Origin of the sequence: Ventosimonas gracilis, assembly GCF_001580025.1 — a bacterium.
In the GTDB taxonomy this organism is placed as follows: domain Bacteria; phylum Pseudomonadota; class Gammaproteobacteria; order Pseudomonadales; family Pseudomonadaceae; genus Ventosimonas; species Ventosimonas gracilis.
In genome coordinates, this window is sequence record NZ_LSZO01000058.1 from 53,557 (window position 1) to 75,350 (window position 21,794).

The 21,794-nt window shown below is 56.9% G+C and carries 19 protein-coding genes and 1 other RNA gene; 5 read left to right on the top strand and 15 right to left on the bottom strand.

Annotation, left to right across the window (positions count from 1 at the left end):
• The first annotated feature begins 18 nt into the window (after positions 1-18).
• Together xerC and AXE65_RS03095 are read left to right on the top strand one after the other, a co-directional pair.
• Positions 19-909 (top strand): tyrosine recombinase XerC, encoded by an 891-nt coding sequence (gene xerC / locus AXE65_RS03090; RefSeq protein ID WP_068387937.1) that lies wholly within the window; start codon positions 19-21, stop codon positions 907-909.
• On the top strand, positions 906-2,963 hold the full coding sequence (locus AXE65_RS03095; protein WP_079214019.1) for a polysaccharide biosynthesis protein: 2,058 nt from the start codon (positions 906-908) through the stop codon (positions 2,961-2,963). The genes xerC and AXE65_RS03095 overlap by 4 nt, the downstream gene beginning before the upstream one ends.
• On the opposite strand, the gene AXE65_RS03100 is transcribed toward AXE65_RS03095, so the two are convergent.
• The 4 genes from AXE65_RS03100 to AXE65_RS03115 form a co-directional block, all read right to left on the bottom strand.
• On the bottom strand, positions 2,935-3,549 hold the full coding sequence (locus AXE65_RS03100; RefSeq protein WP_068387940.1) for an SPOR domain-containing protein: 615 nt from the start codon (positions 3,547-3,549) through the stop codon (positions 2,935-2,937). The genes AXE65_RS03095 and AXE65_RS03100 overlap by 29 nt on opposite strands.
• 12 nt (positions 3,550-3,561) lie before the next feature.
• Positions 3,562-5,310 carry an arginine--tRNA ligase gene (argS, locus tag AXE65_RS03105; RefSeq protein WP_068387943.1) on the bottom strand — a complete coding sequence of 583 codons (1,749 nt, stop codon included), beginning with the start codon at positions 5,308-5,310 and terminating at the stop codon, positions 3,562-3,564.
• An 81-nt stretch (positions 5,311-5,391) separates the two neighbouring features.
• Entirely contained in the window at positions 5,392-7,218 is a 1,827-nt protein-coding gene (locus AXE65_RS03110; protein ID WP_068387945.1) for an SLC13 family permease, read from the bottom strand.
• Between the two features lie 76 nt (positions 7,219-7,294).
• On the bottom strand, positions 7,295-7,624 hold the full coding sequence (locus AXE65_RS03115) for a hypothetical protein (protein ID WP_068387950.1): 330 nt from the start codon (positions 7,622-7,624) through the stop codon (positions 7,295-7,297).
• Positions 7,625-7,899: 275 nt separating this feature from the next.
• Between AXE65_RS03115 and AXE65_RS13945 the strand changes: the two genes are divergently transcribed.
• Both AXE65_RS13945 and AXE65_RS13950 read left to right on the top strand, forming a co-directional pair.
• Positions 7,900-8,274 carry an ArsR/SmtB family transcription factor gene (locus AXE65_RS13945; RefSeq protein WP_162839430.1) on the top strand — a complete coding sequence of 125 codons (375 nt, stop codon included), beginning with the start codon at positions 7,900-7,902 and terminating at the stop codon, positions 8,272-8,274.
• Entirely contained in the window at positions 8,271-8,630 is a 360-nt protein-coding gene (locus AXE65_RS13950) for a hypothetical protein (protein WP_068387955.1), read from the top strand. Before AXE65_RS13945 ends, AXE65_RS13950 begins: the two co-directional genes overlap by 4 nt.
• Positions 8,631-8,665: 35 nt before the next feature.
• On the opposite strand, the gene proB is transcribed toward AXE65_RS13950, so the two are convergent.
• From proB to AXE65_RS03175, 9 genes are all read right to left on the bottom strand, one after another.
• Entirely contained in the window at positions 8,666-9,796 is a 1,131-nt protein-coding gene (gene proB, locus AXE65_RS03135; protein ID WP_068387957.1) for a glutamate 5-kinase, read from the bottom strand.
• Positions 9,783-10,976 (bottom strand): Obg family GTPase CgtA, encoded by a 1,194-nt coding sequence (gene cgtA / locus AXE65_RS03140; protein ID WP_068387959.1) that lies wholly within the window; start codon positions 10,974-10,976, stop codon positions 9,783-9,785. Before cgtA ends, proB begins: the two co-directional genes overlap by 14 nt.
• 62 nt (positions 10,977-11,038) lie before the next feature.
• On the bottom strand, positions 11,039-11,296 hold the full coding sequence (gene rpmA / locus AXE65_RS03145; RefSeq protein ID WP_068387963.1) for a 50S ribosomal protein L27: 258 nt from the start codon (positions 11,294-11,296) through the stop codon (positions 11,039-11,041).
• A 26-nt stretch (positions 11,297-11,322) separates the two neighbouring features.
• Positions 11,323-11,634 (bottom strand): 50S ribosomal protein L21, encoded by a 312-nt coding sequence (rplU, locus tag AXE65_RS03150; protein WP_068387968.1) that lies wholly within the window; start codon positions 11,632-11,634, stop codon positions 11,323-11,325.
• A gap of 224 nt (positions 11,635-11,858) precedes the next feature.
• Positions 11,859-12,213, bottom strand: a transfer-messenger RNA (tmRNA) gene (ssrA, locus tag AXE65_RS03155).
• 127 nt (positions 12,214-12,340) lie between these two features.
• Positions 12,341-13,864, bottom strand: a complete 1,524-nt coding sequence (gene exaC, locus AXE65_RS03160; protein WP_068387969.1) for an acetaldehyde dehydrogenase ExaC — start codon at positions 13,862-13,864, stop codon at positions 12,341-12,343.
• A gap of 120 nt (positions 13,865-13,984) precedes the next feature.
• A complete protein-coding gene (phnX, locus tag AXE65_RS03165; protein WP_068387974.1) occupies positions 13,985-14,812 on the bottom strand; it encodes a phosphonoacetaldehyde hydrolase in 828 nt (275 codons plus the stop codon).
• A gap of 54 nt (positions 14,813-14,866) precedes the next feature.
• Positions 14,867-16,147 carry an MFS transporter gene (locus AXE65_RS03170; RefSeq protein ID WP_068387981.1) on the bottom strand — a complete coding sequence of 427 codons (1,281 nt, stop codon included), beginning with the start codon at positions 16,145-16,147 and terminating at the stop codon, positions 14,867-14,869.
• 180 nt (positions 16,148-16,327) lie between these two features.
• Complete coding sequence (locus AXE65_RS03175; protein ID WP_068387984.1) at positions 16,328-17,476, bottom strand: 2-aminoethylphosphonate--pyruvate transaminase; 1,149 nt, start codon at positions 17,474-17,476, stop codon at positions 16,328-16,330.
• A gap of 154 nt (positions 17,477-17,630) precedes the next feature.
• Here AXE65_RS03175 and AXE65_RS03180 point away from each other — a divergent pair, with 154 nt between their 5' ends.
• Entirely contained in the window at positions 17,631-18,515 is an 885-nt protein-coding gene (locus tag AXE65_RS03180; protein ID WP_068387987.1) for a LysR substrate-binding domain-containing protein, read from the top strand.
• 37 nt (positions 18,516-18,552) lie between these two features.
• On the opposite strand, the gene mnmC is transcribed toward AXE65_RS03180, so the two are convergent.
• Both mnmC and AXE65_RS03190 read right to left on the bottom strand, forming a co-directional pair.
• Positions 18,553-20,526 carry a bifunctional tRNA (5-methylaminomethyl-2-thiouridine)(34)-methyltransferase MnmC2/FAD-dependent 5-carboxymethylaminomethyl-2-thiouridine(34) oxidoreductase MnmC1 gene (gene mnmC, locus AXE65_RS03185; RefSeq protein ID WP_068387990.1) on the bottom strand — a complete coding sequence of 658 codons (1,974 nt, stop codon included), beginning with the start codon at positions 20,524-20,526 and terminating at the stop codon, positions 18,553-18,555.
• A complete protein-coding gene (locus AXE65_RS03190; protein ID WP_068387993.1) occupies positions 20,523-21,653 on the bottom strand; it encodes an MFS transporter in 1,131 nt (376 codons plus the stop codon). Before AXE65_RS03190 ends, mnmC begins: the two co-directional genes overlap by 4 nt.
• Positions 21,654-21,794 lie beyond the last annotated feature (141 nt).

Genomic DNA, 21,794 nt, shown 5'->3' on the forward strand with positions numbered 1-21,794 from the left:
GGAGAGAAGAGTCAAACTGTGCTTGCTGAAAATATCGAAAGCTGGTTGCGCCAGCTTCGTGTGCAAAGGCAGCTTTCCCCGCATACAGTGGCCGCCTACCGGCGCGACTTGGCGCATCTGCAGGCTTATCTCAAAGGGCAAGGGATCAGCGGCTGGAATGACTTGGATCCGCGTAGCCTGCGCTACTTTATCGCGCAGATGCACCAAAACGGGCTATCCGCCCGCTCGCTTTCGCGGCTGCTATCGGCACTGCGTGGTTTTTTCCGTTATCTTTTGCAAAACGGCGTAATCACACGCAATCCGGCCAGTGGTCTACGCCCGCCTAAAGGAGAAAAACGCCTGCCGAAAGTCTTGGATGTCGATCGCGCCACGCAACTGCTCGATCACTTCCCCACAGAGGATTTTATCGACTGCCGCGACAAAGCCATTTTGGAGTTGTTTTACTCCTCGGGACTGCGCCTTGCCGAATTGGTCGGGCTGAATCTGCAAGACCTCGACCGCGGCCAAGCGCTCATCACCGTGCTTGGCAAAGGCGGCAAAAGCCGCATGCTACCAGTCGGTGGTAAAGCCATCAGCGCTTTGGACGATTGGCTGGCTTTGCGGGCAAAATTTGCCACGGCGGACAATGCCCTGTTTGTCAGCCAAAAAGGACGGCGCATCGGCACCCGCGCCGTGCAACTGCGCATTGCCCAAGCAGGGGTCAAAACCATCGGCGAACACCTGCACCCGCACCGCCTGCGCCACAGCTTTGCCAGCCATTTACTCGAATCCTCACAAGACTTACGCGCGGTGCAGGAGCTCTTGGGGCATTCCAGCCTGGCCAGCACACAGATTTACACCCATCTCGATTTTCAGCACCTGTCCAAGGTTTATGACAGCGCCCATCCACGAGCCAAGAAACAACAATGACTTTCTTGAAAACACTCCGTCATTTTTTACTTAAGCGTTCCCGCAGGCAAAAACGCCTGTTGCAGACGATCGCCGATACCAGCTTGGTCTGGCTTGCACTGTGGCTCGCCTTTGTCGTGCGCACGGGATCAATCGATTCGGTAAAACCGCTGGGCGGGCACCTGTTTTTATTTATCGCCGCGCCCTTGATTACCTTGCCACTGTTTAGCGTTTTTGGCCTTTACCGCACTGTGACTCGTCGTGTCGGCGACAGCATCTGGCCCGCCTTGGTCAAGGCGAGTGCGCTCGCCTCTTTGCTGCTGACCTTGCTGATTTACTGGTATCAACCCGGCATCAGCATGCCGCGCTCAATGGTCATCAACTATTTTTTGCTGTGCCTTCTGCTAAACGGCGCTTGGCGACTGCTCGCGCGGCAGTATTTAGGCGGTACCCACCACTGGATACGCCACAAAAACCGCAGGGGTCTGCCGAAAGTCGCCATCTATGGCGCCGGCGAGGCGGGCAATCAACTGCTATCGGCACTGAAAAGCGGCCATTTGATGAATCCGGTGGCCTTTATCGACGACGACCACAGCTTGGCCGGACGCTTGATTGGCGGCATCAAGGTCTACAGAGGCCAGCGCCTTGCGCGAATGATTGAGCAAACCGGCGCAACCGAAGTGCTGCTGGCACTGCCTTCCATCTCGCGGGCAAGGCGGCGCGAAATCCTTGAGCAGTTGGAGGCTTTCCCGCTGCACGTGCGCACCGTACCCGGGCTTGCTGACCTTGCCAGCGGCAAGGTGCAGGTAGGCGACGTGCAGGAAGTGGACATAGCCGATCTGCTTGGGCGCGACCCAGTGCCGCCGCAGGGTGAATTGCTCAGCCGCTGCATCAAAAGCCAAGTGGTGCTGGTCAGCGGAGCCGGTGGCTCGATTGGCGCGGAACTTTGTCGGCAAATTGTGCAAAATCAACCGAACACACTGATTTTATTTGAGCACAGCGAATACAACCTGTATGCCATCCATCACGAACTGCAAGCACTGGTCTGCCGCCTTGACTTAAGCCTTAAGCTGATACCGATATTAGGTTCTGTTACCGATGCGCCGCACTTACTTAAAGTGTTGCAAAGCTTTCAGGTGACGACCTTCTACCACGCCGCCGCCTACAAGCATGTGCCACTGGTGGAACAAAACATGGCGGCGGGCGTATTTAACAATGTCTTTGGCACGCTGCACGCAGCCGAAGCTGCACTTAAGGCAGAGACTGCGCACTTTGTGTTGATTTCCACCGATAAAGCGGTACGCCCGACCAATGTCATGGGCGCAAGCAAGCGCCTCGCCGAAATGGTGCTGCAAGCCTTAAGCCAAGAAGCCGCGCCGACGCTATTTGGCGAAGCCGCCAGCTTGCATCAGCTCAATAAAACCCGCTTCTCAATGGTGCGCTTTGGCAATGTGCTGGGTTCATCTGGTTCGGTGATTCCATTGTTTAGAAAGCAGATTGCCGCAGGCGGGCCGGTCACTGTCACCCATCCCGACATCACGCGCTACTTTATGACCATCCCTGAGGCTGCGAGCCTGGTTATTCAAGCCGGTGCGATGAGCGAGGGCGGCGAAGTCTTTGTGCTGGATATGGGCGAGCCGGTCAAAATTGCCGAACTGGCCGAAAAGATGATTCACCTGTCCGGCCTATCGGTGCGTAATGAAAGCCATCCCGAAGGTGATATTGCCATTGAATTTACCGGCCTTCGCCCTGGCGAAAAGCTCTACGAGGAGCTACTGATTGGCGATAACCCCAGCAAAACCGACCATCCGATGATTTTATGCGCACAAGAAGAACGGCTGCCTTGGCCTTTGCTTAAAACCCTGCTCGCCGAATTGCTAGACGCGATCGAAAACGACCACTACCCGCGCATCCGCGAACTGCTGCAACAAGCGGTCAGCGGCTATGCGCCGCAAGGTGCGATGGTCGATGGGCTGTTTTTACAACGAGCCAGCCTTAAGCCTGCTCCCATAAATGGGATAGAGCCGGGGGGAGCGGGCAAAAAAGTTACCGCTGCTGCGGCAGCAGTGATTTAAAGCCTTGCTGCTCCAGTTGGTTTTGCGCTTGTGTCATTTGTGCGGCGCTCTCAAACGGGCCAATCATCACGCGGTGCCAGATTTGCCGGCCGACTTTGCCCTGCTCCAGGCGGGTGATTTGCCCAAGCAAGGCAAGCTGCGCACGCAAGCGTTCGGCCTCCTTGCTTTTGCGAAAAGAACCGGCCTGCAAAAAATACTGCGGCCTTGGCGCCGGTATTTCGCCGCGCAGTGCCGCATCGGCGCGGGCAACTTCGGTTTTTGGCGGCGCGGGTTTGACCGGCGGCGTCTTTGGCTCTGGCGGCGAAACGGGCGGCGGGTTGGTGCTGTCTTTGGGCCGTTTCTTATAGAAGTCATATTTGGGCTCGGCGGGCTTTTGCGCCGTTTGCGCCGCCGGTTTGCGCTGGCGCACCGCATCGACGCGGCGCACTTCGTCACGTCCGGCTTCAAGCTGCATTAAAAACCACACCAGTACAACCACCGGCAGCAGGCACAGCAGCACAATCCACAGCGAGGGTGAGCCTCTGCCGGTGCCGGCGGTTTTTGCTGGAGATCTGCGCTTGCCGCGCCTTGCAGGCTTATTAGCCATCACTAAGGTGCATTACATGCGTTCCAAGGTCTGCAAACCCAAGAGGTTTAGACCTTGCGCCAAGGTGCGCCCGCTTAATGCCGTAAGTTGCAGTCTGCTTTGGCGCACAGTCTGATCATCAGCACCCAGTACCGGGCAGTTTTCATAGAAGCTGGAAAAAAGCCCGGCCAAGTCATACAGATAGCTGCACAACAGGTGCGGCATGCCGCGTTCGGCGACTTTGTTAAGCACTTCAGAAAACTTAAGCAGCGCACCCGCCAGCGCTTGTTCTTCTTCGCTAATCAGGCGGATTTGCCCTGGTAACTGCTGATGCAGGCTAAGTCCGGCGCGCGCAAACAGGCTGGCAATCCGTGCGTAAGCGTAAAGCAGATAGGGCGCGGTATTGCCTTCAAAGGAAAGCATGCGCTCGAAGCTAAAGCTGTAGTCACTGCTGCGCTGGCGCGAAAGGTCGGCGTATTTAACTGCGCCGATACCGACGGCGCGGGCAATCAAGTGAAGCTGCCCTTCGGGCAGCTCGGGATTTTTTTGTTGCACCAACGCAAGAGCGCGGCTTTCGGCCTCATCGAGCAAGTCGGTCAGTTTGACCGTGCCGCCGCTGCGCGTTTTAAACGGCCTGCCATCTTCACCGTTCATGGTGCCAAAGCCCATAAACTCCAATTCGGTTTGCGCTGGCACAAATCCGGCGAGCCTTGCACAGGCAAACACCATCTGAAAATGCAGCGCCTGGCGTTGGTCAACGAAATACAACAGGCGATTGCCGCCAAGCACATGGGCACGGTAGCGGCAGGCGGCAAGATCGGTGGTGGCATAAAGGTAGCCGCCCCCTTGCTTTTGCACAATCAGCGGCAGCGGCTGGCCTTCGGCGGTTTTGAACTCGCCCATAAATACGCAGCGCGCGCCGTCGCTTTCAATTAAAAGTCCTTTTTCATCCAGTGCCTGGATAACCTTGGGCAGGTCATCGTTGTAGGCGCTTTCACCCATCACGTCTTGCATGCCAAGCGCAACACCCAAGCGGTCGTAAACGGCTTGGCAATGCGCCAGTGAAATATCCTTAAAACGCTGCCACAGGCGCAAACAATCGGCATCACCGGCTTGCAGCGCCACTACTAATTCGCGGGCGCGGTTTGCAAATTCCGGCGATTCGTCAAAGCGCTTTTTGGCGGCGCGGTAAAACTCTTCCAAGTCGGCAAGCTCGGCCTGTTCGCTGTCACCTGATCGCTTTTCTTCCATATAGGCAAGCAGCATGCCAAATTGGGTACCCCAGTCGCCGACATGGTTCTGGCGGATAACGGTATCGCCCAAAAATTCGAGCACGCGCCCGACCGCATCGCCAATTAAGGTTGAACGCAAATGACCGACGTGCATTTCCTTGGCGAGATTGGGCGAGGAAATATCAATCACCACGCGCTGCACGCAGCCGCTTTTGCGCACGCCGAGTTTAGGGTCTGCCAGCACCGCATCCAGCCGCGTCGCTTGAAACTCAGTATTTTGATAAAAGTTAAGAAAACCAGGCCCGGCGATTTCCACCTGGCTGACCTGCTCATCGGCAGGCAGCGCCGCCAGCAGTTTTTCGGCCAGTACACGCGGGGCAAGGCGCGCAGGCTTTGCCAGCACCAGCGCAATATTGCTGGCGAAGTCACCGTGCTTTTTGTCCTTGCTGTGTTCAATAACGATATTGACTGCAGGCAAATCCGCCAGCACGCCCTCAGCATGCAAACGGCTTAAGGCTTGCTGAATAAGTTCTCGTATCAGGTCTTTCATGCGGGGTTTGCCACAAATGCGCTTAAGGATTAAAGCCGTGCATTATCCACGCTGGCAGGGCTTGCTGCAAAACTGAAGCGATCAAAGCGGTGCCAGCCAAGGCACCAAAAACACGCACAAGAGCATCACCAGCAGCGTAAAAGGCACTCCGATGCGCACAAAGTCGGCAAAGCGATAGCGGCCTGGGCCTAACACCAATGTGTTAACCGGCGAGGACAGCGGGGTCATAAAGGCCGATGAGGCGGCCAGTGCGACAATCAATGCAAAGGGCAAGGGGGAGACAGCCAGCGCCTTGGCGGTAGCAATGGCAACCGGCGCCATCAGCACGGCGGTGGCGGTATTGGAGATAAAAAGGCCAACCAAGGCGGTCGCCGCAAACAGGCAGGCGAGGATTAAATGCGGCGCAGCGCTGCCCAGCAGGGCGACCAGATACTGCACGACAACATCAATACCGCCGGTTTTTTGCAGCGCAGTGGCAAAAGGCAGCATGCCGACAATTAATAGCAGAGTCGGCCAGTGAATGCTGCGCAGGGCGCTGTCCATATCCACGCAGCGAAACGCGCCCATCAGCAGACAGCCGATAAGTGCGGCTAGCACATTGGGCACGACGCCGCTAATCATCAGCGCCACCATCAGCGCGAGCGCCGCTAAAGCGTGCGGAGCGCGGCGCAGTGCCGGAGCGACTTGTTGCGCTTCCGCCGGTAGCGAGAGCACTAAAAAATCCTGCGCTTGCCCTTGCAGGCGGCTGATGCACTTCCATTCACCCGCAACCAACAAGGTGTCGGATGGTTTCAGGCGCTCATCGACCAATACGCCTTGCAAGGCTACCCCCGCGCGTTTTAGGCCGACTACATTAAGGCCGTGCTTTCGGCGAAAGCCGAGCTCTTGAATGGTTTTGCCTAGCAGGCGCGATTCGGGTGGAAATGCCACTTCCGCCAGCCCCAATTGCGGCGCGTGGAGGCTGAACCAAGAACTTTCCAGCGGCTCGGCCGCCAGCCCTAATTCGGCGTAGGTATCGAGCAAGCCAATGGCTGGGCTGATTTGGTCAACCAGCAGCACATCGCCCGCTTCCAGGGTGGTATTGCCGGTAGCGAGCAATAGGCGAGTGGTGAAACGCCGTCTACGCTCTACGCCAATCAGGTTAAGACCGTATCTTTTGCGCAGTGCGAGTTCGCTTAATTCTTGCCCGCACAGTGGTGACTGAACCAATACGCGCAGACGGCGTTCGCGTTCATTAAGGTGATAAGCGCGGCTTAAACCTTCCAGCGTCAATTGCGGTGGGCTAATACCTTCACTGTCTGCACGTTGCAGCAAACGGCGCACGAGCAGCATATAACCGATGGCGAACAGCAAAATCGTAAGACCAATCGGGGTGACGGTAAAAAAGCCAAAGCCCGATAAACCGTGGCGCTGCAATTCGGCGTGGATCACCATATTCGGCGGCGTAGCGACCAAGGTCAGCATACCGCTAATCAATCCGGCAAAGGCCAGCGGCATCATCAGTCGCCCGGGGGCAAGCTGCATACGGGCGGCGACACGCAGCAAAACCGGAATAAAAATCGCCACTACGCCGGTGGAACTCATCACCGAACCCAATCCGGCTACCGTCAGCATCAGCAAAACCAGCAAGCGCGTTTCACTGCCCGCCGCCACTTGCGCCAGCCAATTGCCAAGGCGAAAGGCAATGCCGGTGCGCACCAGCGCCTCGCCGATAACAAACAGGGCGGCAATCAAGATGACATTAGGGTCGCTAAATCCGGCCAGCGCTTCGGCCGGGGTCAAAATTCCGGACAGCGGGAAGGCCACAACCACCAGCAGCGCGACCACATCCATCCGCGGCCTGCCACGCACCAACAGACCAATGGTGGCGGCGAGCAGCAGTAATACCAGGATAAGCGGGGTTTGCATCAGCCTTGGCTAGCCTCGCCCGCTGGCGGGAGAGAGGGAAAACGGGCGCGGCTCGCGCTTGAAACGGGAACAGACCCTAGCACTTACCGGCGGCTTTAAGCAAAGCATTGCAAGTAGCGGCACCCGCGCAAACGGCTTCTGATTTGAGCAATCCAAAATAGCTGCTGGTGATATAGCAGCGGTGGGTACTGCCTTGTTTGGTGGTCGCAGTGAAATGGAGTGTAACAACTCCCATTCCTTGCTCAGCCGAGCGGCTTGATACGGTGACTTCATTATCTGGCACATTCAATGAAATCGCTGCTTTGCGGGCAAGCATTTCATCGGATGCTCTGCTGTTTTCAGTGCCGGCGCAGCCGCCGAGCACAAGCAAAGCGCCGCAAAGCAGCAGGTTATGCTGAATCTTCATTATTTAAAATCCTGTAGATTAATTGATTGTCCGCTTTGCTTCGAGAAGCAAGCGAAGGGCGAACTATAGCCAAATCAACGCAGAAGCGGGTAGTGTCATAGATTTCGTGTTTAGAGCATAAGCTCTCTCCAAGAAGGGAAACCATGCCCCGCAAGCCCAAGCCCCCACTCCCAACGTCCCAGCCTGCCGACGCTTCAATGAAGATTTTTGAACGCTTGCTTTGACTTTCGCCTCAACAAACTCTATCATTCCAAAAAACATTGGAATAAACTGCAATGGATGAACCCTCACAAGACTGCCAGCACGATTTGCAAGCCAGCTTTGCTCCGCGTTTTTCCGATAAAGCATTGGAGCAAGCCGCCACTATGTGCCAAGCAATGGCCGATCCGTCAAGGCTTAGGCTACTTTTGTGGCTGCAACAGGGCGAGCGCTGTGTATCGGAATTGGTCAAGCTGGAACAGGCCAAGCTGAGCAGCATCTCCGCCCGCCTGCAACGGCTCCATTCGGCGCGACTGGTTACGCGGCGGCGCGAGGCCAAGCATGTTTTTTACCGTCTGGCGGATGCGCATGTGCGTCATCTGCTGGGCAATATTCTGCATCACGCGGCAGAAGCCGACAGCGATGCAACCTTCAAAGGAGAAGCACCATGAGCACTAGCTGCAATCATCCCCAGCACGCCGCACACAGCCATCAGCACGGTGCCAACTGCGGCCATACGGCGGTTCGCCATGACGGCCATGTGGACTACCTGCACGATGGCCATTTGCACCACCCGCACCAGGGTCATGTGGATGAACATGTGATCGCCGTATCGGCCGCCAACCCCGCCGCCTGCACACCCGCGCACCAGTGCGGCGGCCATGCCGCTGACCACGTGCACGGCCCGAATTGTGGCCACGAAGCGGTGCCGCACGGCGACCATGTGGATTATCTGGTAGACGGCCACCTGCATCACCCGCACGGCAACCACTGCGACGACCACGGACGCCTGGAGTTGGTGAACTAAGCCTTTACGCCCCTCTCCCATTTATGGGAGAGGGTCTACAGCAGCACTAAATTATCGCGGTGCAGCAGTTCCACTTCGTCGATATAACCGAGCAGGCGTTCGATGCTTTCAGAGGGCTGGCCTTTGATTTTGTCGGCTTCCAGCGCACTGTAATTGACCAGCCCGCGGGCGATTTCGCGCCCATCCGGCGCGAGGCAGCGCACCATTTCACCACGGCGAAATGTCCCGGATACCGCCTTGACGCCGACCGGCAGCAGGCTTTTATTGCCCTGCACCAGCGCTTTGACCGCACCCTCATCGAGCGTCAAACTACCGCGCGTTTGCAGATGTCCGGCCAGCCACTGCTTGCGCGCGGCGAGCAGGCCCCGCTCTGGGGTTAGCAGCGTGCCCAGGTTCTCGCCTGCTTTGAGCCGCTCTAAAACCTCAGGTATTTTGCCGCCGACTATCACACAGTGAGCACCGGAACGCGCCGCCAGTCTTGCCGCCCGTAGCTTGGTTTGCATGCCGCCACGCCCCAGCACACCGCCGCCGCCCGAAAGCGCGTCGAGGCGCGTATCTTCAGCGCGCGCTTCGCTAATCAGCGCGGCATCCGGCTGCTCGCGTGGATCGGCCTCAAACATGCCGTCGCGGTCGGTGAGGATGACCAGCAAATCGGCCTCGACCAGATTGGCGACCAGCGCGGCCAGTGTGTCGTTATCGCCAAAGCGCACTGAGTCGGTAACCACCGTGTCGTTTTCGTTAATCACCGGCAGTACGCCGAGTTTCACCAGCGTACGCAAGGTACTGCGGGCGTTGAGGTAGCGCTCGCGGTCGGTTAAATCGTCGTGGGTCAACAGGATTTGCGCACTCTGCCTGCCGTGCCTGGCAAAGCCGGATTGCCAGGCCTGCACCAAGCCCATCTGCCCAACCGCCGCCGCCGCCTGCAATTCGTGAATGCTTTTCGGGCGCGTCTGCCAACCCAAACGGCTCATGCCTGCCGCCACTGCGCCGGAGGAAACCAGCAAAAGCTCTACACCCTGTTGCTGCAAGTGCTGCATTTGCAGCACCCACTGCGCCATTGCGCCTTGGTCAAGGCCGCGTCCGTCTGCCGTCAATAAGGCGCTGCCGATTTTCACCACCCAGCGCTTGCTGCGGCGCAGCTTGTCCCTGCTGTTATTCGCGGACATAAAAGACCTCTGCCTCGTCGTCATCCACATCTTCGGCCTCAGCCTTTGCTTGACGGCGACGCGCGGCGCGTTGGTCATCCAGACCTTGCAGGCGGGCGCGCGCTTCGTTTTCGATACGTTCATCCAAGGCCACGAGCGCTTCTGAATAGCCCGGCTCTTCGGCAAGACGCTGCTCGCGTTCATCCAGATGGCGCATGATGGCCGCGCAGAGCGCCTCGGTGCCTTCACGCTGCAAGGCGCTGATGACAAACACCGGCGCGTTCCAGCCCAATGCTTTAAGCAGCGCTTTGACCCGTTCTTCGCGCTCGTCACCTACCAGTTGGTCGGCTTTGTTCAGCACCAGCCAGCGCTCGCGTTGCGCCAGCGCCGGGCTGAATTTTGCCAGTTCCCCAAGAATGACGCGCACAGCCTCCAATGGGTCACTGCCATCGAGCGGTGCCATATCGACCAGATGCAGCAGCAAGCGGGTGCGCGCCAGATGCTTAAGAAAACGAATGCCAAGTCCTGCGCCTTCCGCCGCGCCTTCAATCAGCCCTGGAATATCAGCAATCACAAAGCTCTTGTAGCGCCCCACGCTGACCACGCCCAAATTCGGCACCAGCGTGGTAAAGGGGTAGTCGGCGACCTTCGGGCGGGCGGCAGAAACCGCGCGAATCAGCGTGCTCTTGCCCGCATTCGGCAGTCCCAGCAGGCCGACATCGGCAAGCACTTTAAGCTCTAACTTTAAATCCCGCGCCTCGCCGGGCTTGCCCGGGCTGGTCTGCCTTGGCGCACGGTTGATGCTGGATTTAAAGCGCGTATTGCCAAGCCCATGCCAGCCGCCTTGGGCGACCAGCAAACGCTGGCCGGGCGCCGTTAAATCGCCCATGACCTCGCGCGTGTTGCTGTCAATCACCGTGGTACCGACCGGCACCGGCAAAATCAGGTCGTCCCCCTTGGCACCGGTGCATTCATTGCTGCCGCCCTTGGCACCGTTCGGCGCTTGGAAGCTGCGCGTATAGCGGTAATCGACCAAGGTATTGAGGTTATCTGCCGCTTCCAGCCAGATGGAACCGCCATCGCCGCCATCACCGCCGTTGGGGCCGCCTTTTTCGATGAACTTCTCGCGGCGAAAGCTGCAAAGCCCATTGCCGCCATCACCCGCTTTAACCGAGATGGCGACTTCATCGACGAATTTCATAATTTCCTCCAAACACAAAAAAGCCCCGCCAAACGGACAGGGCTTTTTTGCTTAAGAACCGCTTAAGCCGCGATAACGCTTACATAGCGGCGTTTCAGCGGGCCTTTGACTTCAAATTTGAGCACGCCCGCCATTTTGGCAAACAGCGTGTGGTCTTTACCCATCCCTACGCCGTAACCGGCATGAAACTGCGTGCCACGTTGGCGAACAATGATATTGCCGGCGTTAATCAGTTGACCGCCGTAGAGTTTTACCCCGAGGCGCTTACTGTGCGAATCGCGCCCGTTGCGGCTGGAACCGCCTGCTTTTTTGTGTGCCATGAGTTTACTCTCCTTTAACTGACAGGTCAGGCGGCAATGCCGGTAATTTTGATTTCAGTAAACCACTGACGGTGGCCTTGCTGCTTCATATGATGCTTGCGACGGCGGAATTTAATGATGCGAATTTTTTTGTGACGGCCTTGAGCCACCACCTCACCCGTGACTTTCGCGCCTTCAACGAGCGGCGCGCCAATCTGGACGTTCTCGTCTTTGCCGACCAGCAGCACACGGTCAAAGGTGACGGTTTCACCGGTAGCGATTTCCAACTTCTCGACCTTCAGCCGTTCACCTTCACGAACCTTGTATTGCTTGCCGCCGGTCACTATCACTGCGTACATGGGTTTCTCCATAAATGGCTCGTCTTGGCACTTAAGGGATAAAAAAGTATCGGCTCAAGACGGCTGCACCGACTAGGTAAGCGGCGCAATTGATAAAGGGTATATCTACCCAAGGATGTTTAGGGGCGGCAATTTTACGCAAGAGATGAAGCGAGCGCAAGGGCTTATCAGGCTAAGTGAAGCGCAAAAATAAAACCAATCATTAACGGTTGGTCTTTAAAAGTTGGTGGAGCCGGGGGGATTTGAACCCCCGTCCGCCAGGACTCTGCCATCGGTTCTACATGCTTAGCCAGCTCAATTGAGTTAACTCCGCGCCGCCCGAGTGGCAGGGTGCTTGGAGCGAGCTGTATGAGGTTTTAGACGTTTGGGTCTACAGCGAACCCGCGCGGCGATCCTGTTCTATCTGACAGAGATTTTGGGTTTACAGGCATCCCCTGGTCTCTGCTGGCGCATTAAGCAGCCAGAGCGTAGTTGTCGTCGTTGGCAACTATAAGTGTGTAACAGCGAATTTACGAGAACTGTCACCTGCTCGGCATGCCCCTTTGGTTTTGTTACCGGCGTCGAATCCAAATCGGCCCCGAAAACCCTGCAAAGGAGACGGTGGAGTCTACTGCACAAACGTTGTTCCGTCGAGTGCTGTATTGGCTATTTGCCCTCCCCTCTCCTGCAAGCGGGCGAGGGGAGTTGCTGTCTTATCCTTCGAGGATTAGAAAAAGCCCAGCGGGTTGATGTCGTAGCTGACCAGCAGATTTTTGGTCTGTTGGTAATGGTTTAACATCATTTTGTGGGTTTCGCGGCCTACGCCGGATTTTTTGTAACCGCCGAAGGCTGCGTGTGCCGGGTAGAGGTGGTAGCAGTTGGTCCACACGCGACCGGCTTTAATGCCACGCCCCATGCGCCAGGCACGGTTAATGTCGCGCGTCCACAGCCCTGCACCCAAGCCGTATTCGGTGTCATTGGCAATGGCGAGTGCTTCGGCTTCATCGCGGAAAGTGGTCACGCCAATCACCGGGCCGAAAATTTCTTCCTGGAACACGCGCATTTTGTTGCTGCCGCGCAGCAGGGTGGGCTGCACGTAGTAGCCGCTGGCGAGATTGCCGCTTAGTTTTTCCACGCCGCCGCCGGTTAAGACTTCTGCGCCTTCTTCGCGGGCAATATCGAGGTATTTAAGGATTTTCTCGAACTGCTGCTGCGAGGCTTGCGCGCCGACCATCGTCTCGGTATCCAGCGGATTGCCGCGCTTGATGCGGGCGACTTTTTTCAGCACCTCTCCCATAAACGGTTGATAGATGGATTCTTGCACCAGTGCACGCGACGGGCAGGTGCAGACTTCGCCTTGGTTGAAAAAGCCCAGTACCAAGCCTTCGGCGGCTTTTTCGATAAAGGCCGGTTCCGCTTGCATGATGTCTTCAAAGTAGATATTGGGCGATTTACCACCTAACTCCACAGTTGACGGGATGATGTTTTCTGCGGCGCAACGCAGGATGTGCGAGCCGGTCGCGGTCGAGCCAGTAAAGGCAATTTTGGCGATACGGCGGCTGCTGGCGAGCGCTTGTCCCGCTTCGCGGCCAAAGCCGTGGACGATATTGACTACGCCCGGCGGCAGCAAATCGCCAATCAGTTCCATCAGCAAAGTGATGGAAAGCGGGGTTTGTTCGGCCGGTTTAAGCACCACGCAGTTACCGGCGGCGAGTGCGGGGGGCAGTTTCCACGCGGCCATTAACAACGGGAAGTTCCACGGGATAATCTGGCCGACTACGCCTAAGGGTTCGTGAATGTGGTAAGCCACGGTGCCTGCGTCAATTTCCGCCGCGCTGCCTTCTTGGGCGCGGATGCAACCGGCGAAATAGCGGAAATGGTCTACCGACAGCGGCAAGTCGGCGGCGAGCGTTTCGCGTACCGGTTTGCCGTTATCCCAAGTTTCGGCGACGGCGAGCATTTCCAGGTTTTGTTCGATGCGATCAGCGATTTTCAGCAAAATCAACGAACGTTCTTGCACTGAAGTACGCCCCCAAGATCCAGCGGCAGCGTGCGCGGCATCCAGCGCTTTATCCACATCGGCGGCGTCGGAACGGGGAAATTCGGCAATCGCTTCACCGGTTACCGGGGATGGGTTGGTGAAATACTGGCCGTTTACCGGTGCGACAAATTCGCCGCCGATATAGTTGCCGTAACGGGATTTAAAAGAAACCACTGCACCTGGGGTTCCGGGTTGTGCGTAGATGGTCATGACTTTGGCCTCTTTGTTCTTAGGGTTAGCCCAAAGCGGGCGGGAAATACAAGGTATTTATAGCAGGGAATTGTTCTCTATCTATTAGTTATTTGGTGATATGACGCTACGACTAAAGGATTAGCTGGCCTGTGGCATATCGCCTGCCGCCAGTCTCTTGTTGATTTGCGCAATCACCGGCGGCAAATCGGCAATAGTGTCAATGAAGTAATGCGGGCGTGCTCCGGCAAAATCCTGTGCAACGCGCTCGCGCAGTTTGGCGCGTTCGCTTTGGGGTAAGGCTTGGTACTGGTCAAAAGTCAGTCCTGCCGAGTTGCCGGACAAGGTCAGCGCGACCGTCCACATGCCCGCGCTGCGCCCTTCGAGAATGCCGGGCCAAGTGTCATCCACTTTCACACAAGCGGCGACATCGTTAATGCCCAAAGCAATCAGGTTAGCCAGCGCCTGCGCCGGGTGCGGACGGCCATTCGGGACTTCGTCGGTAGCGACCACCTGGTCGGGGTTAAGGCCGTTTTTTGCGGCCAGCTCAACGACTTTCGCCATCACCGCTTTGGGATAGCCGGAGCAACTGCCGATTTTGATGCCTTGACCGCGCAGCGCTGCAATCACTTCGAGCGTGCCGGGAATCAGCGCCGAATGCAGCGCGACTTTTTCGATTTGCAGCGGCATAAAGCGCTCGAAAATCTGCGTAACGTCTTCATCGGTGGGCAGATGGCCGCGCGCTGCTCGAAAGCGTTCGGCAATGGCCGCCTCATTACAGAGCGTGCGGATATGATCCCACTTGCCCATGCCCATTGGCCCGCGTGCTTCTTGCAAAGAGATCGCCACGCCAAATTCGGCAAAGGCTTCGACAAAAATCTGCGTCGGCGCAAAGGAGCCAAAATCGACCAAGGTGCCCGCCCAGTCGAAAATGGCGGCTTGTAACTTTTGTGGTTGTTGGTAGTTCATCGGAACACTCCATTGCCGGGAAAAGCGCCCTGCGCACAGAGCACTTTTGAAGGTTTAAGCGGCTTTTTGCGGTTTGCTGTTCCAAAACGGCACCAGCATGGCGGTGGCTATCAGCGCGGTTACGGTAAACAGGATAAATACGGTTTCGGTATCAAAATACCCTGGCAGTACGCCGCCCAATACCGCGCCGACCGAGCCGCAGCCGTTGACAAAACCGGCGGCGGTCGCCGCGTTGCCCTTGCCGAAGTCAATCGCCGCCGCGCCGCAGAGCATGGCATCCGGCCCGTAGAGGGTCAGCCCCATCATAAACAGCACCGCCACCACCAAAAATATGCTGCCGCTGTACATGGCCGGAACCAGCAGCGCGAGGAAGGCGGTCAGCATCAAAAGGCTAATCACGCAAGGCGGAAAGCGCTTGGCGGCGAACATTTTGTCCGATACCCAGCCGATTAAAAACGGCCCCAAAAGTCCGGCCAGTTCAAAGGCGGTGGGCACGGCAGCGGCGGCGACTTTGCCGATTTCCGGCATGCGCTCGTTGACCATCCAAGGCCCCCAGAACAAAATCGCGTAACGCGCCGGTTTAAGCAAAAAATACGCTATCCCCAGCACCAGCACGTGCTTGTTCTGCATGATGGTCAGCAGCGACTGTACAAAGCTCTGCCTTGGCGCTTGCTCTTGGCGCAGTTCTTCGCTGTCGGCTTCTATCGGCGGCAGCCCAACGTCTTCCGGCCGGTTGCGCTGGAAGATAAAAAACAGCACGGCCACTATGCCGACCACTATTGCGCTGGAAATAAACGCCGCGCGCCAATCGCCAAATACCGAGTAAGCCCACCATCCGGCAAAAGGTCCTGCGACCAGGCCGCCAAAGGCATAGCAACTGCTCCAAATGCCCAAGATGCGCCCGCGCTCGTTGGTAGCAAAAAAGCTGCCGATGTTTTTGCACAAGCCCGCCCAGCCGGTGGACTGCGCCAAACCTTGCACAATCATGCAGGTCGCAAAAATCGGCAAGGTGGCAAAAGTACCCATCAGCAGGGCAACCAAGGCCGACATAATCAGCCCGCCCAATACCACTACACGCGGGCCGAAGCGGTCGGCGAGAATGCCCCAGGTAAATTGGCCGACGGCGTAGGCGGCCAGATAGTAGCCATCCAGATTGCCCATCGCTTCTTTATCAATGGCAAAGCCTTCGTCTTCGCCAATGCCCAATTTGGCGATGGAAAAGGCTTTGCGTGTGAAGTAGAACGAAGCGTAGGCAATCCAGGTAATGGCAAACACTTGCCAGCGCCAGCGTTGGATGCTTTGGTAGAAAGTGGCCGCAGGAGAAGGATTATTCACGTTTTAACCTCTTGATTATTGGCAATAAAATCGCCTTGTTTTCGGCTGATGCGTTATAACTCAAGGCAGACGGAGGCAGGGTAAAAGGCCACTATGAACAAAGGATGACCGTTCGTGGCATACAAGCCTGTTGTTCATTGTTCTTCTTAAACCTTGCCCATCTTCCTTGCCCAAGTAAGCCTACAGCGGTGCGGGCGTGCAGTCATCCACTCCCATCACATCCAGGGTCTCAGCGATAGCCGCCAGCAGCTCGTCAATCACTGGCACATCAATCTGCCCGATGCAGCCCACCCGAAAGCTCTCGGCCAAGGTTAATTTGCCCGGGTAAATAATAAATTGGCGCTGCTTTAACTCATTGTAAAAACGGCCAAATTCAAAGTTTTTATGTGCCGGGCTAAAGAAGGTGGTGATAATCGGCGACAGCCATTGTTCATCCAGCAAGGTTTTAAAGCCCATTTTGCGCATGCCGGCGACCAAGCGGTCACGATTATCACTGTAACGCTTTAATCTTCCGTCCACACCGCCTTCGGCTTCATGTTGTTTAAGCGCTTCACGGAACGCGACCACAGCATGAGTGGGCGGGGTAAAGCGCCACTGGCCGGTTTTTTCCATATAAACCCATTGCTCGTAAAGGTCGAGTGCGAGCGAATGGGCGCGGCCTTTGCTGGCTTGCAGCAAGTCTTTTCTAACAATCACAAAACCAAAGCCGGGAATGCCTTCGACGCATTTATTGGCCGATGAAACCAATAAATCAAACCCTATATCTTCGGCGGTAATCGGCAATGCACCAAAAGCACTCATCGAGTCGACCAAGAAAATCTTATTGTGCCGCTTAACAACTTCGGCAATGGCTTTAAGCGGATTTAAAATGCCGGAACTGGTTTCGCAATGCACCAAAAACACGGTGGTGATTCCTGGGTTATCGCTCAGCAGCTTATCGACCTCATCCGGCTGCGGCGGCAGGTAATCACCCTTGTCGAGGTCGATATGCGCACGGCCTAAATAATCAACCATCTGCGCTGCGCGTTTACCGTAAGCGCCGTTCATCAAAATCAGCGCTTTACCGTCTTTGGGAATGGCGGTCGAAAGCGCCGCTTCCACGGCGAAGCTGCCACTGCCTTGCATCGGCACGCACAGGTAACTGTCATCAGTAATGCCGGCCATTGCCAGCAGTTTGCGGCGTACTTCGGCGGTGACGGCTTTAAAGTCATCGTCCCAAGAACCCCAATCGCGCAGCATGGCCTCTTTGGTTTGACGCGAAGTGGTTAGCGGCCCTGGCGTTAATAGATACGGCTCGCCGAACACCGGCGGGGCAAGACGGGTAGTCATCGAGATGGTCTCCTGCGCGGCTTAAAGTTGAGGTTGTATTGCGCAATTTAGGGGAAGCGGGAGCAGACCCTTATCAAACCCGATTGCGCTGGATAACAACAATCGTTTTATATTGTTTCAATAATAAGTCCAGCCTATAACAAGAGCATTCAACATGGCCGTCTCCCACGCACAACTGAAAGCTTTTCACGCCGTTGCCACCTGCAAAAGCTTTACCCGCGCCGCCGAAAGGCTGTGCCTCAGCCAACCGGCGGTTTCCGATCAAGTACATAAATTGGAGGAGCGCTTTGGCGTGCTGCTGTTTTACCGCAACAAACGCCGCGTGCAGATTTCCGAACTGGGTGAAAAATTGCTCGCCATCACCAGGCGCCTGTTTGCGTTGGAAGATGAGGCGCAGGAGTTGCTATCCAGCACCCGCGCCCTGCAAAGCGGACGGCTGCTACTGACGGTGGACTCGCCAATACATCTATTGCCCCATCTGCGCCGTTTTCACCAACAGTACCCTGGCATTCAAATCCAGATCAGCAGCAGCAATACCGATTTGGCGCTGGAAAAACTCTTTAATTATCAAACCGATATAGCTGTGCTGGGACGAGCTGTCGATGACCCCAGACTGCACTGCATAAGCTTGAGCCGCGCCCCGCTGATTGCCTTTGTCAGCCGCAGCCATGCTTGGAGCACGCGCCAAAGCATCCGCCTTGCCGACCTTGCCAGCGTGCCAATGGTGTTGCGCGAGCAAGGTTCGATGACACGGCAGATGATTGAGCAGGAACTTTCACGGATAGGGTTGACCGTCCATCCAGCCATTGAGGTCGAAGGCCGCGAGGCCGTGCGTGAACTGGTACTGGCCGGGCTTGGCGCAGGCGTGGTATCGAGCGCCGAGTTCAGCGGCAGCGAACAACTGCACGCACTGCCCATCCTCGATTGCAGCTTGCATATGAGCGAAACCCTCGCCTGCCTGCACGAGCAAAAGCAAAGAAGGCTTATTGAAACCTTTTTGCAAGTAGTGCAGGAGCCCGCGGTGAATCATCACTTTTAATTGAGGCTCCCTCGTCCACTTGTGGGCGAGGTAAGGCTTAACTTTCCCCGCGGATTAAGCGGCGCAAGGCAAAGCGGTTGGGGTGACAGGCGTTTGCTACGCTACGCGGGACAGGTAGCGGCTCGGCATTGATCCAGGCCGCCAGCAGCTCGCCCGCGAGCAGGGTACTGGCGAGGCCGCGTGCGCCGTGGGCGCAGTTGACATAGAGGCCGTCAAGCCAAGGGCAGGGTTCGCTTAAGCGCTTGTTGGCGTTTTTGCTTAAAGGGGCGTAAGCGCGGGCAAATTCGGCAAAATCCGCAAGCGGGCCGATTAACGGCAAATAGTCAGGACTGGTGCAGCGCAAAGCGACACGGTTTTTAAGCCGTCCTGCTGATGACGAAAGATTAAGGCGAGCCAATAAATCGGGGGAAATTTCACGCAGTCTTTCGAGGTTTTCCTGTTGCTCGCTGAAACTCGGCTCTAAATCACTGCGTTTGAAATTAAAGCTCGCGCCCAAACTGTGCACCCCGCGCAGCGCCGGGCTGATATAACCTTCGCCACAGAGCACGGTTTTTAGTGCGGCGCTGGCTTCGGTTTGTTCCACCGTGGTTAATTGCCCGCGAATGGGTTTTAGCGGCAGCAGCGCGGTCTGTGTAAATCGTTTGGCTTCTGTGGCATTGGCCAGCACTAAAAGCGGCGCTTCGCCTAATAGTTTGTTGCCGCTACGCACTTGCCATAGGCCACTTGCCGTACGGGCAAGGTGCAGCGCCTCTTGGTGCAATTTCAGTTCAATCAGCGGCGAATAAATCAGCGCACGGCACAGCGCCTGCGGCCTGACCCAAGCACCATCGGGATAAAACAAGCCGCCGCTTGCAAGTTTTACCCCGGCGAGCGCTTCTGCTTCTTCGCGCGAAACCGCCTTAAGCAAGCCGCTGTGACTAAAGGCTTCGGCCAGCAGCGCTTGCTGCACTGCGTCTTTGCTGCGCAGCGGCAGTTGCAGCAGGCCGCAAGCGTCCCAATCGCGCCCACGTGGCAGAAGCTGTAGCTGGCGTAGGCAGAAGCCGAAGCCGGACAGCAGCCATTGCGACATGGGGGTGTCGTGCGGCGACGGGCGAAAATACAGCACGCCTTGCGGATTGCCCGAGCCTTCAGCGGCTATTTGGCCATGGCGCTCCAAGAGCGTTACCGCGTAGCCACGTGCGGCCAAGCTCGCAGCGCTGGCGCAACCGGCAAGTCCCGCGCCAATCACCAAGACTTCTCGCCCGGCCACTTGCGGCGGGCGGGCAAACCAAGGCGGCTGCCAAACCATCGGCGCGGTTTTCGCCAAATGTCCGCGCAGCATTTCGCGTTTACCGGCAAAACCTTGCACTTTGTGGACGGCAAAGCCTGCCGCCTGCAAGCCACGGCGCACTGTACCGGCGCTGGTAAAGGTGGCAAAAGTGGCCTGTTTGCAGGATAAGCGCGCAATCTGCGCAAACAGCGCCTCGCTCCATAACAAAGGATTTTTGGCAGGCGTAAAGCCATCTAAAAACCAAGCATCGACCTGTGCATCAAGCTGCGCAAAAGAGGTCGCCGCATCGCCCAGCAGCAGATCGAGCAGCACGCGCCCGCCGCCCAGCACTAATCGTTGAAAACCGCTGTAAATCCCGCGCCAATTCGCCAGCAATTGATCACTGAAGTGTTTAAGCGAAGGCCAAAGTGCCAGCGCACGGGTTAAATCGGCGCGGGAAAGCGGGTATTTTTCCGCACTAATAAAGTGCAGCCGCGCCCCTTTTGGCGCGAGCTGTTCAAAGAGCTGCCAAGCGCAGAGAAAATTAAGCCCGGTGCCAAAACCGGTTTCGCCGATAACCAGCGTTTGCCCGTCTTTAAGCGCGGCAAAGCGAGCGTTAAGGTCGTTGCCTTCGATAAAGACCTGCTGTGTTTCGGTAAGCCCACCGCTGCGCGAGAAATAGACATCGTCAAACTGCGCTGAATACGGCAATCCCGCCGCATCCCATGCAAGCTGCGCCGGCGCTGGACGGTGCTCACTCATAGGGCTTTGGCGGCGGGGCGAAAGACCAAGAATAAAAAGCCCACTGCACCTGCGGCCATCAGCATCGGCAACGCATGATTGCTGAGCCACTGGCTGGCGCTGCCGGTCGATAGCGGTCCAAGCAGGCAGCCAATCCCCCAGAGCAGGGCAATGGTGGCGTTGGCACGCACCAAGGCTTCATCACGAAAACGCTCGCCGATAAAAATCAGCGACAGGGTAAACAGTCCACCGGCACTTGCGCCAAACAGCACCAATAGCGGCCAGAGCAGCGGGCTGTGTAATAGCAAGGGCATACTTAAGCTGGTGATCAGCAGCACCATGCCGCACAGGCGAAACAGGGTAATCCGCGGCACCAGGTCGGCCAGCCAACCGATCGGCAGTTGCAGTGCGGCATCGCCCAGCACGACCACGGAAACCAGCGTCAAGGCGAGCGCCTCAGGGAAGCCTTCGCGCAGCAGGTAGACCGGCATTAGCGTCAACATCATGGATTCAAAGGCGGCAAACAGTACCACCGCCCAGGCAATCGCCGGCAAGTTGCGGCAAAAGTTGAGCAAATCACGCCCGCCCGCACTGTGGCTTTCAACTTGCGGAGCGCCGCTGTGTCCCATCAGCAGCAGCGAGCCGCCTATCAATAGTCCAGTACCTATCCAAAATCCCAAGTCACCTTCGCTACCAATCAGCTTGAGCAGCAAGGGTCCGGCCAATTGGCTTAAGGCATAGCCGGTGCCATAGAGCGCAACCAGTCGGCCGCGCCATTGTTCTACGACAATTTGGTTAATCCAGCTTTCGCCTAAAACAAAGACCACGGTTAGCGCCACGCCCAGCACCAGCCGCAGAAAAATCCATAAAAAGTAGTTGGGCAGCAACGCCAGCAAGGCGACCGATAGCGAGCCAAACAGCAGGCAGCCTTGCATCAGTCTTGTGGTGCCGATTTTGGCGGCAAGGCGACTGGCCAGCAGCGCCCCTAAAATCACCCCAAAAGCCGGGGTTGCGGCCATAACGCCTATAGCAAAATCGCTATAACCCCAGCGCTCCAAACGCAGCGAGACCAAGGGCATGGTGGTGCCCAAGGTCAAGCCAATACTGATAACCGCCGCACAGACGGCAAAGTAGGTTCCCCAGCGCATCGTTAAACGTCCAAAGCAAAACCGTAGTTAGGGTCTTGCCTTAGGGTCTGCTCCCACTTCAAACGCGAGCCGCGCTGCTGCTCAAAATTTCGCCAGACTAGGCGCAGCATGCAGCCAATGTGTACAACCTTGGCAAATGCT

Excerpts from the sequence above, each read along its gene's own strand:
- argS (WP_068387943.1), bottom strand. The coding sequence starts at position 5,310 with ATGAAAGACCTGATACGAGAACTTATTCAGCAAGCCTTAAGCCGTTTG.
- AXE65_RS03175 (WP_068387984.1), bottom strand. The coding sequence starts at position 17,476 with ATGACTACCCGTCTTGCCCCGCCGGTGTTCGGCGAGCCGTATCTATTA.
- mnmC (WP_068387990.1), bottom strand. The coding sequence starts at position 20,526 with ATGAGTGAGCACCGTCCAGCGCCGGCGCAGCTTGCATGGGATGCGGCG.
- phnX (WP_068387974.1), bottom strand. The coding sequence starts at position 14,812 with ATGAACTACCAACAACCACAAAAGTTACAAGCCGCCATTTTCGACTGG.
- AXE65_RS03100 (WP_068387940.1), bottom strand. The coding sequence starts at position 3,549 with ATGGCTAATAAGCCTGCAAGGCGCGGCAAGCGCAGATCTCCAGCAAAA.
- AXE65_RS03180 (WP_068387987.1), top strand. The coding sequence starts at position 17,631 with ATGGCCGTCTCCCACGCACAACTGAAAGCTTTTCACGCCGTTGCCACC.
- rplU (WP_068387968.1), bottom strand. The coding sequence starts at position 11,634 with ATGTACGCAGTGATAGTGACCGGCGGCAAGCAATACAAGGTTCGTGAA.
- exaC (WP_068387969.1), bottom strand. The coding sequence starts at position 13,864 with ATGACCATCTACGCACAACCCGGAACCCCAGGTGCAGTGGTTTCTTTT.
- AXE65_RS13945 (WP_162839430.1), top strand. The coding sequence starts at position 7,900 with ATGGATGAACCCTCACAAGACTGCCAGCACGATTTGCAAGCCAGCTTT.
- AXE65_RS03110 (WP_068387945.1), bottom strand. The coding sequence starts at position 7,218 with ATGCAAACCCCGCTTATCCTGGTATTACTGCTGCTCGCCGCCACCATT.
- proB (WP_068387957.1), bottom strand. The coding sequence starts at position 9,796 with ATGTCCGCGAATAACAGCAGGGACAAGCTGCGCCGCAGCAAGCGCTGG.
- AXE65_RS13950 (WP_068387955.1), top strand. The coding sequence starts at position 8,271 with ATGAGCACTAGCTGCAATCATCCCCAGCACGCCGCACACAGCCATCAG.
- AXE65_RS03190 (WP_068387993.1), bottom strand. The coding sequence starts at position 21,653 with ATGCGCTGGGGAACCTACTTTGCCGTCTGTGCGGCGGTTATCAGTATT.
- AXE65_RS03115 (WP_068387950.1), bottom strand. The coding sequence starts at position 7,624 with ATGAAGATTCAGCATAACCTGCTGCTTTGCGGCGCTTTGCTTGTGCTC.
- rpmA (WP_068387963.1), bottom strand. The coding sequence starts at position 11,296 with ATGGCACACAAAAAAGCAGGCGGTTCCAGCCGCAACGGGCGCGATTCG.
- AXE65_RS03095 (WP_079214019.1), top strand. The coding sequence starts at position 906 with ATGACTTTCTTGAAAACACTCCGTCATTTTTTACTTAAGCGTTCCCGC.
- cgtA (WP_068387959.1), bottom strand. The coding sequence starts at position 10,976 with ATGAAATTCGTCGATGAAGTCGCCATCTCGGTTAAAGCGGGTGATGGC.